Source organism: Streptococcus mitis, assembly GCF_946190065.1.
Lineage (GTDB): Bacteria > Bacillota > Bacilli > Lactobacillales > Streptococcaceae > Streptococcus > Streptococcus mitis_DE.
In genome coordinates this window covers 34,543-44,723 of sequence record NZ_CAMHZD010000020.1, presented here as the reverse complement: position 1 = coordinate 44,723, position 10,181 = coordinate 34,543, and the positions used below count along the sequence as shown (strand labels likewise).

Annotated in this window: 11 protein-coding genes; 1 reads left to right on the top strand and 10 read right to left on the bottom strand. The window is 39.5% G+C overall.

What is annotated here, in order from left to right; all coding sequences use genetic code 11:
• The 5 genes from OCF96_RS08820 to pbp2a form a co-directional block, all read right to left on the bottom strand.
• A partial coding sequence (locus tag OCF96_RS08820; protein WP_261446946.1) for a sigma-70 RNA polymerase sigma factor region 4 domain-containing protein occupies positions 1-378 on the bottom strand: 378 nt, incomplete at its 3' end.
• Positions 379-498: 120 nt separating this feature from the next.
• Complete coding sequence (nusG, locus tag OCF96_RS08815; protein ID WP_000376740.1) at positions 499-1,035, bottom strand: transcription termination/antitermination protein NusG; 537 nt, start codon at positions 1,033-1,035, stop codon at positions 499-501.
• 53 nt (positions 1,036-1,088) lie between these two features.
• A complete protein-coding gene (gene secE, locus OCF96_RS08810; RefSeq protein ID WP_001210990.1) occupies positions 1,089-1,265 on the bottom strand; it encodes a preprotein translocase subunit SecE in 177 nt (58 codons plus the stop codon).
• 9 nt (positions 1,266-1,274) lie between these two features.
• On the bottom strand, positions 1,275-1,427 hold the full coding sequence (gene rpmG / locus OCF96_RS08805) for a 50S ribosomal protein L33 (protein ID WP_261018157.1): 153 nt from the start codon (positions 1,425-1,427) through the stop codon (positions 1,275-1,277).
• A 52-nt stretch (positions 1,428-1,479) separates the two neighbouring features.
• Positions 1,480-3,675: a penicillin-binding protein PBP2A gene (gene pbp2a, locus OCF96_RS08800; RefSeq protein WP_261018158.1), complete on the bottom strand. Its 2,196-nt coding sequence runs from the start codon at positions 3,673-3,675 to the stop codon at positions 1,480-1,482.
• Positions 3,676-3,761: 86 nt separating this feature from the next.
• Between pbp2a and OCF96_RS08795 the strand changes: the two genes are divergently transcribed.
• On the top strand, positions 3,762-4,637 hold the full coding sequence (locus OCF96_RS08795; RefSeq protein ID WP_315898999.1) for an RluA family pseudouridine synthase: 876 nt from the start codon (positions 3,762-3,764) through the stop codon (positions 4,635-4,637).
• Between the two features lie 67 nt (positions 4,638-4,704).
• Here the strand turns inward: OCF96_RS08795 and gap are convergent, their stop codons facing one another.
• From gap to yajC, 5 genes are all read right to left on the bottom strand, one after another.
• A complete protein-coding gene (gene gap, locus OCF96_RS08790) occupies positions 4,705-5,715 on the bottom strand; it encodes a type I glyceraldehyde-3-phosphate dehydrogenase (RefSeq protein WP_000260687.1) in 1,011 nt (336 codons plus the stop codon).
• Positions 5,716-6,033: 318 nt separating this feature from the next.
• Complete coding sequence (gene adhE / locus OCF96_RS08785; protein WP_060627203.1) at positions 6,034-8,685, bottom strand: bifunctional acetaldehyde-CoA/alcohol dehydrogenase; 2,652 nt, start codon at positions 8,683-8,685, stop codon at positions 6,034-6,036.
• A gap of 299 nt (positions 8,686-8,984) precedes the next feature.
• Positions 8,985-9,395 (bottom strand): MORN repeat-containing protein, encoded by a 411-nt coding sequence (locus OCF96_RS08780; protein ID WP_261446945.1) that lies wholly within the window; start codon positions 9,393-9,395, stop codon positions 8,985-8,987.
• Positions 9,382-9,825 carry a low molecular weight protein-tyrosine-phosphatase gene (locus OCF96_RS08775; protein WP_261446944.1) on the bottom strand — a complete coding sequence of 148 codons (444 nt, stop codon included), beginning with the start codon at positions 9,823-9,825 and terminating at the stop codon, positions 9,382-9,384. The genes OCF96_RS08780 and OCF96_RS08775 overlap by 14 nt, the downstream gene beginning before the upstream one ends.
• Before the next feature lie 46 nt (positions 9,826-9,871).
• Positions 9,872-10,171, bottom strand: a complete 300-nt coding sequence (gene yajC, locus OCF96_RS08770; protein WP_000445810.1) for a preprotein translocase subunit YajC — start codon at positions 10,169-10,171, stop codon at positions 9,872-9,874.
• Between the last annotated feature and the right edge of the window lie 10 nt (positions 10,172-10,181).

Here is a 10,181-nt window from a genome sequence, read left to right as displayed (position 1 = left end):
TTCTTGTTTGTCTTTACTTTGTTTGTTTCTATAATCTCTTAGTGTCTCATGAAAGAGATAATACTCATCTAGCCACAGACCTCCCTCGCTTATACGATGACTAATCTCACCTACTTCTTCATAGGGTTCTTTATCATATCTACGCTTCTGGCTTTCTTGTTTACGGATATGGTCTAAAATTCGATTACGGAATTTAGTTTTGAAGTATTTTCGTAAACGAGGAATATCTTCTACTAGCTCTTCTTCTCTACTGATCAATTCATGTAAGCAGAGCATACCCTCTTGGTCCCAATCCGATAGTTCCCATAAATGCAAGTAATATTCATTTCTACTCTTATACACAATTCCCTGGACTTCTTTATACAATTCTTTAAACATAACGTCCCCCTTTCTAGATACAGTCTAACAGATTCAGAAACACTTTTGGCACGTTTCATCCATTCTGTTCCCTACACCGTCTAAACTGCACAAAAAAGAGAGGTCTTGCCTCTCTCAGGGTTATAATTCTGCAATTTGGTTTAAGTTTACTTCTGCAACTGTGTCATTACCAAACATAGAGATAATCATCTTCACTTTATTGTTATCAATCTCTGTAATCTTACCAGTATAGTCTGCAAAAGCACCATCAATGATACGTACAGTTTGACCAACTTCAACATCGATATCAAACTCTTGTACAGTTTGTCCCATAGAAACCAAGATATCACGGATTTCTTGTTCCAATAATGGAGTTGGTTTTGATCTATTTCCATGAGATCCGACGAACCCTGTAACGTTTGGTGTGTTTCGAACAACAAACCAAGCTTCATCCGTCATTACCATTTCTACAAGAACATAACCTGGAAAGCGATTCTCTTCTACTTCTTTTCTCTTTCCATTTTTTTCAACTTGCACTGTTTGTGTTGGAATTTCAACACGTAAAATATTATCCAACATATTGTAGGTTTGTGCACGTTGCAATAGATTTTCTTTTACCTTATTTTCATAACCAGAATAGGTTTGTAAGACAAACCATCCTTTATCAAAACTATCCATGATACTTCCTTTCATAATAGAAGATTTCTAGCGTGAATAACTCCACAGGTCTTCTAAAAAATGTTAATAAATCGAATCAAACCTGAAACAATCAACTTGTCAAAAATATAAATAATCACAACAAAGAAAGCAGTGTATTCCATGATAGAACGAAAATCTCTCCAGCTTTCCTTGCGAGTTGGCCATGTTGTGTCTTTAAGAAGTCTAAAAATATCTCCAATAAAACGCATCGCTCTCTCCTATCTCGTTTCTCTGTGTGCAGTGTACTTACCACAATGTTTACAAAATTTATTTACTTCTAGTCGTGTAGGCTTGGGGTTTCCGCTGATCTTGATCGAATAGTTTCTCGAACCACAAACCGCACAAGCTAGGCTTGCTTTTTTTAGTGCCATAACGCCTCCATCCTATCTATTATAACAAGAAAGCTAGGCTTTGACAAGCATCTTAACGAAATAGATTGACTACCGAATCCCATATCGTTTGAGCCTTTTCCTTAATCTTCGCATCCGAGATAGCACGGCTAGCCTCATCTACCAGATTTTGTGCACGACTTCTAATATCAGAAAGGCTATTATCCGCCTGATTTTCTTCATTACTCTGTACTTGATTTCTTGTATTGGCTGGTGCAATTCCATTTTGCTTATAAGCATTTTCAACCGTAAAGGTACTTCCTGGCGTATAAGGTAAAATGGTATTAGCAATGTTTCTAAAGACATGAGCTGCACCGTTTGAAGTAGAACCAGCTAGATAGTGATTTTCATCAGTGGTAGGGAAACCAAGCCAGTGACTAATCACCACATCCGGAGTATAACCAATCACCCACTGGTCACTTGTGTATTCAGGATTAAAAACTGCTTCAGTTGTACCAGTTTTTCCTGCCATGACATAGTCTGCAGGTGATGAACTAATACCTGTTCCGTTTGTAAATGTTCCCAACATCATACTGGTCATCTTGTCAGCTACAGATTTATCAATCACCCGTTTTTGTGAATTTTTATAGCTCGCAATGACCTGACCACTAGCATTTTCAATTCTACTAATAAAATGAGCTTCCGGCATTAAACCTTCATTTGCAAAGGCAGCATATGCTTGAGCCATTTGAAGAGGGTTGGTTTCAACACCGCTTCCCAAGGCGACACCAAGAACACGATCGACCTTTTCCATGTTGAGTCCGAATTTTTCGCCCGCCTCAAAAGCCTTATCAACGCCCAAATCATTAACAGTGGCAACAGCAGGCAGATTAAGCGATTCTGCCAAGGCTTGATACATAGGAACTTCTCGACTCGTTTTGATCCCTGCATAGTTATCAACCTTATAGCTGTCATACTGCATGGTATGGTTATCCAACTGCTTATTCAAAGCCCAGCCAGCTTCAACTGCAGGCGTATAAACAACTAAAGGCTTAATTGTAGAACCAGGGCTACGTTTTGATTGAGTTGCATAGTTGAAATTCCGGAATCCAGTTTTATCATTGCCAGCAACCTGACCGACAATTCCACGAACTCCACCTGTTTTCGGTTCGAGAGCCACACTTCCTGATTGAGCAAATGTTCCATCCTCTGCCCTCGGAAATAGCGCTGTATTTTCATAGACAACCTGCATATTTGCTTGATAGTTTTGGTCCAGCTCTGTATAAATGCGGTAGCCATTATTAACAATTTCTTCCTCTGTTAGATTATACTTGGAAATGGCTTCGTTAACCACCGCATCAAAGTAAGAAGGATAGCGGTAATCTGAGATTTTTCCTTCATACTTATCGTGCAATTGCGAAGTCATATCAACTTCTGCAGCTTCGGTTTCTTGGTTTTTATCAATGTAACCCGCTGCAAGCATATTTTGCAAGACAGTATCACGACGATTAGTAGAATCTTCTACAGATTTCAAGGGGTTATACAGTTCCGGTCCTTTGAGCATCCCTGCCAGAGTCGCAGCTTGATCCAGACTCACTTCTGATGCAGAAACTCCAAAGTATTTCTTACTCGCATCTTCTACACCCCACACACCATTTCCAAAATAGGCATTGTTAAGGTACATGGTTAAGATCTGATCCTTACTATATTTTTTTGTTAATTCTAAGGCAAGGAAAAATTCTTTTGCTTTTCTCTCGACAGTTTGATCCTGCGACAGATAGGCATTTTTAGCTAGCTGCTGGGTAATAGTAGATCCACCACCTGAACGTCCAGCAGTGACAATCGCCAAGAAGAAACGACCATAGTTAATCCCGTCATTTTTATAGAAAGAGCGGTCTTCTGTCGCAATAACGGCATTCTGCAAATTTTTACTGATATCAGTCAATTCAACATAAGTTCCTTTTTGACCAGACAAAGCACCAGCCTCTTTTTCTTCACGGTCAAAAATGATAGTCCGAGTTTTCAAGGCGTTTTGCAAATCGTTAACATTGGTTGACTTAGCTACAGCAAACAAATAGGTTCCAACTAGCAAGCCTGCACTCAAACCTAGTATAAGGACAATCTTTGTTAGATGATAACGACGCCAGAATTTTCGAATTGGACCTACTTGGGCTAATTTTTTTCGATCACTACGAGAGCGACGCAAGCTAGTAGACCCAGAATCCTCTGATTCACTTGTTTCTTTTTTAAAAAGAGAAAGAAATTTCTCGAATAATTTATCTAATTTCATGCGTTTATTTTATCATCTTCATCATAGGAAGACAAGAATTTAGCTATTTCCTATCCAAATAGGGCTTTTTTTGTTACAATATCTGTATGAAATTCACATTTACATTACCAGACTCTCTACCTCAAATGACGGTAAAGCAATTACTTGAGGAACAACTCCTCATCCCTAGAAAAATCCGGCATTTTTTGAGAATCAAGAAACATATTTTGATTAATCGGCGAGAAGTTCATTGGAACGAGATGGTAAGTCCTGGAGATGTTTGCCAATTGACTTTTGACGAGGAAGATTATCCCGAAAAAGAAATTCCTTGGGGCAATCCTAACCTCGTTCAAGAAGTTTATCAAGATCAACACCTGATTATTGTCAACAAACCAGAGGGAATGAAAACGCATGGTAATCAGCCAAACGAAATCGCCCTTCTTAACCATGTCAGTGCCTATATTGGCCAAACCTGCTATGTCGTTCATCGTCTAGACATGGAAACCAGTGGTTTGGTTCTCTTTGCCAAAAATCCTTTTATCCTGCCTATTCTCAATCGCTTACTGGAGAAAAAAGAGATTTCTAGGGAATATTGGGCACAGGTCGACGGACATATCAATAGCAAAGAACTTGTTTTCAAAGACAAAATTGGACGTGATCGCCATGATCGCAGAAAGCGAATAGTTGATACAAAAAATGGACAATATGCTGAAACACATGTAAGCAGATTAAAGCAATTTCCAAACAAAACTTCCTTGGTTCGTTGCAAGCTAAAGACAGGGCGAACCCATCAAATTCGTGTGCACCTTTCGAATCATAATCTTCCTATCCTGGGTGACCCTCTCTATAATAGTAAATCAAAAACAAGTCGACTTATGCTCCACGCCTTTCGACTGTCCTTTACCCATCCGCTTACTCTAGAGAAATTAAGCTTCACTACCCTATCAGATACTTTTGAAAAAGAATTAAAAAAGAATGGATGATAGCGTCATCCATTTTTTAATATTTTAAAAGCAAGACCAGAGGCCTTGCTTTTTATCGACTCATGAATTATTTAGCGATTTTTGCGAAGTATTCAAGAGTACGAACAAGTTGTGCAGTGTATGACATTTCGTTGTCGTACCATGATACAACTTTAACCAATTGTTTACCGTCAACGTCAAGAACTTTAGTTTGAGTTGCGTCAAACAATGAACCGTAAGACATACCTACGATATCTGAAGATACGATTGGATCTTCTGTGTAACCGTATGATTCGTTTGAAGCTGCTTTCATAGCTGCGTTCACTTCATCAACAGTAACGTTCTTTTCAAGAACTGCTACCAATTCAGTAACTGATCCAGTTGGAGTTGGAACGCGTTGTGCAGATCCGTCAAGTTTACCGTTCAATTCTGGGATTACAAGACCGATAGCTTTTGCAGCACCAGTTGAGTTAGGAACGATGTTTGCAGCACCAGCGCGAGCACGGCGAAGGTCACCACCACGGTGTGGTCCGTCAAGGATCATTTGGTCACCAGTGTAAGCGTGGATAGTAGTCATCAATCCTTCAACAACACCAAAGTTATCTTGAAGAGCTTTAGCCATAGGAGCCAAGCAGTTTGTAGTACATGAAGCACCTGAGATAACTGTTTCAGTACCGTCAAGAACGTCGTGGTTAGTGTTGAATACAACTGTTTTAACGTCGTTTCCACCAGGAGCAGTGATAACAACTTTTTTAGCTCCACCAGCGTGCAAGTGTTTTTCAGCAGCTGCTTTCTTAGCAAAGAAACCAGTAGCTTCAAGAACGATTTCTACACCGTCGTTAGCCCAGTCGATTTGTTCTGGATCACGTTCAGCAGAAACTTTGATGAATTTACCGTTAACTTCAAATCCACCTTCTCTAACTTCAACAGTACCGTCGAAACGACCTTGAGTTGTGTCGTATTTCAACAAGTGTGCAAGCATAACTGGATCTGTAAGGTCGTTGATACGAGTAACTTCAACACCTTCTACGTTTTGGATACGACGGAAAGCAAGACGACCGATACGTCCGAAACCGTTAATACCAACTTTAACTACCATTAGTGATTTCCTCCTTATGAAAATCATGAAATTTTTATTGTGAAAAGAGTAACTTGAATCACTACAAATCACCTTTCAACAAACCTATTATATAACTATTTAAGTTTAATTGCAAGTACGGGCGTTGTTTTTTGTCTACACCTCACTTATTTTTCTTTCTCCTTTGAAAGCCTATACTGCTATCTTTCTTTGTCTACCTAGTCATTTACCGGTTTCCTTCTAAAATGAAAAGTGAAAATAGCAAAGCTAAAAATTATTTTCAATCTTCCAATTTCACAAAAAAGAGACAGGAAATTCCTGCCTCTAGGCTGATAACAATTATTTACGGCGTCCTGGTCTTTCTTTGTAACCATAGTAAGAATCTTCGATGATTTCTTGCATATGGTCAACCATTGGAAGGCGTGGGTTTGCAGGCGAACATTGATCTTCATAAGCAAGGAAGGCCAATTCACGAGAATGTTCTTTCCATTCTTTTTCATCAATTCCTTGTGCTTTGAAGTTCATTTGGATACCTACGCGCTCACCAAGTTCGTAGACAGCTTTTGCGTAAGATTCAACCCCTTCTTCTGGAGTAGAAGCTGGAAGGCCAAGCATGCGTGCGATATCTTGGTATTTTTCATCTGCACGGTAGTAGTTGTACTTAGGCCATGTTGCTGTCTTAGCTGGACGTGTACCGTTGTAGCGGATGACGTATGGAAGCAAGATTGCATTTGTACGACCGTGGATTGTGTGGAATTGAGCACCAATCTTATGGGCCATTGAATGAGAAATACCTAGGAAAGCATTGGCAAAGGCCATACCAGCAATAGTTGAAGCGTTATGCATTTTTTCGCGTGAATGGAAGTCTGCATTCTTAACTGAGCTTTCAAGGTTTTCAAATACAAGCTTGATGGCTTGAAGTGCAAGACCGTCAGTGTAGTCGCTAGCCATTTGTGATACGTAAGCTTCAGTCGCGTGAGTCAATACGTCCATACCAGTGTCCGCAGCAACAAATCCAGGAACTGTCAATACCAAAGCAGGGTCTACGATTGCCACAGTTGGTGTCAATGAGTAGTCAGCGATTGGGTATTTACGGTTGTTTGCTTTATCAGAGATAACGGCAAATGGTGTTACTTCAGATCCTGTACCAGATGTAGTTGGAATCGCGATGAATTTAGTCTTCTTACCAAGCAACGGGAATTTGAAGGCACGTTTACGGATATCCATAAATTTTTGAACAAGGTCACGGAAGTCCACTTCTGGTTGTTCATAGAAGAGCCACATTACTTTAGCAGCATCCATTGGAGATCCACCACCAAGAGCGATGATTGTATCTGGTTTGAAGGCACGCATAATCTCAGTACCACGTTCAACTGTAGTGATATCTGGATCTGGTTCTACATCAGCAAAGATTTGGTAAACAACCTTATTGCGACGAAGGTCAAGTTGTTCGATGATACGATCAAGGAAACCAAGCTCTACCATGGCATGGTCAGTAACGATCATGACACGTTCAACGTCACGACATTTTTGAAGATATTGAATTGAATCACGTTCAAAGTATGTTTTTGAAGGAAGTTTCATCCATTGCATGTTATTTCTCCGTCTTCCGACTTTTTTGATATTCAAAAGGTTAATAGCACTAACGTTATCCCCAACTGAGTTACGTCCGTAAGAACCACATCCGAGTGTCAATGATGGCAAGAAGGCATTGTAAACGTCCCCGATACCACCGAAAGTAGAAGGTGAGTTACAGATAACACGAATAGCTTTAACAGCTTTACCAAATTCTTTAGTCAATTCTTCGTCAGCTGTGTGGATAGCTGCTGAGTGACCAAGACCGTTAAATTCAACCATTTGACGAGCTTTGGAAATACCATCTTCACGGCTTTCAGATTTCAAAACTGCGATAACTGGTGACAATTTTTCACGAGTCAATGGCTCGTTTTCACCAACTTCTTTACATTCTGCAGCAAGAATGTTTGTTCCTTCTGGAACTGTAAATCCTGCTTGCTCTGCAATCCAAGTTGCTGGTTTACCAACGATGTCAGCGTTCAATTTCGCACCAGCACAGTTTTTGCTGTTTGCTTTCACGCCGAAGCAGAATTCTTCAAGAAGAGCTTTTTCTTTTTTGTTTACAAAGTAAGTGTGGTAAGATTTGAACTCTGCTACAAATTCATCGTAAATTTCTTTATCAATGATAACCGCTTGTTCAGATGCACAGACCATACCATTATCAAATGATTTAGACATAACGATATCGTGTGCTGCTTGACGGATGTTTGCTGATTTTTCAACATAAGCTGGAACGTTTCCGGCACCTACCCCAAGAGCTGGTTTACCACATGAGTATGCGGCTTTAACCATGGCATTACCACCTGTTGCAAGGATTGTCGCAACACCTTCGTGGTTCATAAGGGCACTAGTTGCTTCCATAGATGGTTCAGTGATCCACTGTACGCAGTTTTCAGGAGCTCCTGCTTTAATCGCAGCATCACGAACGATTTGAGCTGCGTGAGCTGATGATTCTTGAGCTGATGGGTGGAAGGCAAAAACGATTGGATTACGTGTCTTCAATGAAATCAATGATTTGAAGATTGCTGTTGATGTTGGGTTTGTTGTTGGAGTGATACCACAGACAACACCAACTGGTTCAGCAATAAGAGTCAAACCTGTTACATCGTCTTCTTCGATAACGCCAACTGTCTTAGTGTGGCGCATGTTGTTTACTACGTGTTCACAAGCAAACAAGTTCTTAGTTGCTTTATCTTCAAATACACCACGTCCTGTTTCTTCAAAGGCATGTAAAGCCAATTCTCCGTGGGCATCCAAAGCTGCCACTGACGCTTTAGCTACGATGTAGTCGACCTGTTCTTGGTCGAGTTTACGCATTTCCTCAAGAGCAACTAAAGCTTTTTGCACCAAGCCATCGACATGCTTTTCAGCAGCGAGTTTCTTTTCTTCTGGTGTCACAGTTTTTTTATCAGCCATATTTTCCTCCATAGCTTTCAAGGATTGATATCCTTTGTTAATTTTTTCACAAGTTTATTATAACGCATTATTTCAACTTTGTAAACAGTTTCATAAACATTTCACAAAGAATTTTTTATTGTTTGTGAATTTTTTATCATTTTCTTTACTTATCAAGTTTTTTTGTTAGAGTTTGTGAAATCAATTTCAAATATTTTTTATTTCACAAGCTTGATTGGAAGAGGAGCTTGGAAAGAGATAGATTTTCTAGTAAGCGCTTACTTTTAGATGCTAACAATACCTCCTTTGATAAGGAGGCTTTATTTTTGTTGAAAAACGCCTTGTTTAAAAGTCCCTTCATAAACGACTCCTTGTTCTGTTGTCAGCTTTCCTTTTCCTTCAGCCTGACCATTTATAAAATCACCTTCGTAGGTCCAGCCTTCTTTAGATTGAAAGGTACCTTTTCCGTTGAAGGCTCCATTGTTGAAGCCACCTGTATATTGATCTCCATTTTGGAAGGTGATGGTACCTTGTCCATTCATTTTACCACGGACAAGACTGCCATCGTAAACAATCGTTCCATTATCAAGCTTTAGAACACCTTTTCCGGGAATATTTAGAAAAAAAACGAGTACGGCACAGAAAACAATCATAACTACTGCCAAAAGCTCTAAACGTGGACGAGTCAGATAGACACGATACTTTTCGTAAACATTCTTAAGATTTTCCACCTTCACTCTCCTTTTCTAAACGTTCTAACCAAGCTTGACAACCTTCTTGAACACGCTGATAGGTTTCCTCAAAATCTCCTGTATACCAAGGATCTGGAACACTTTCAGATGCGAATGAGTAAATCTTATCTTGACAATCTACTGGACACATCTGACGTAAGTCAGAAACATTTGAAGCATCCATGCCGATAATATAATCAAAGACTTCAAAATCTTCCTTACTAATCTGAAGCGATGTTTTGTCTTTGTCATAAGGAATATCATACTCTTGAAAAACCCCCTGAGTTCCCTTATGAATCGGATTACCATGTTCCCAAGAGGAAGTCGCTCGACTTTGGATTTCGTAATTATCTGTCATTGATTTCATAACAAACTCGGCCATAGGGCTGCGGCAAATATTTCCCAGACAGACAAAAACTAGTTTTTTCATCCCATTTCCTTTCTTTTATAGAAAAACGGGAGTTCGTGATCCCGTCTTATTTTTCAATTGCACCTTCGAGTGAAGCTGTTTCTTTAAGTGGTAATACTGTCTTGATAGCAGCTAGTTCAAAAGTCAAGTAAACCCCATCTACATCAAGAACAATTGTTTTCTTTTCTGTATCTACTTCATCGACTGTTCCATAAAGTCCACCGATTGTAATCACTTCATAGCCTTTTTGTAATTTATTCAAGCTTTCCATACGCTTTTGTGCTTGTTTCTTTTGAGAGCGTTGCGTAAAGAACATCAAGCCCACCATAGCCACAAGAATGATTAAAAATGTATATTGTGATTCCATTATATTCTCC

Coding starts and splice junctions, on each gene's coding strand:
- nusG (WP_000376740.1), bottom strand. CDS start 1,035: ATGGATAGTTTTGATAAAGGATGGTTTGTCTTACAAACCTATTCTGGT.
- secE (WP_001210990.1), bottom strand. CDS start 1,265: ATGCGTTTTATTGGAGATATTTTTAGACTTCTTAAAGACACAACATGG.
- rpmG (WP_261018157.1), bottom strand. CDS start 1,427: ATGGCACTAAAAAAAGCAAGCCTAGCTTGTGCGGTTTGTGGTTCGAGA.
- pbp2a (WP_261018158.1), bottom strand. CDS start 3,675: ATGAAATTAGATAAATTATTCGAGAAATTTCTTTCTCTTTTTAAAAAA.
- OCF96_RS08795 (WP_315898999.1), top strand. CDS start 3,762: ATGAAATTCACATTTACATTACCAGACTCTCTACCTCAAATGACGGTA.
- gap (WP_000260687.1), bottom strand. CDS start 5,715: ATGGTAGTTAAAGTTGGTATTAACGGTTTCGGACGTATCGGTCGTCTT.
- adhE (WP_060627203.1), bottom strand. CDS start 8,685: ATGGCTGATAAAAAAACTGTGACACCAGAAGAAAAGAAACTCGCTGCT.
- OCF96_RS08775 (WP_261446944.1), bottom strand. CDS start 9,825: ATGAAAAAACTAGTTTTTGTCTGTCTGGGAAATATTTGCCGCAGCCCT.
- yajC (WP_000445810.1), bottom strand. CDS start 10,171: ATGGAATCACAATATACATTTTTAATCATTCTTGTGGCTATGGTGGGC.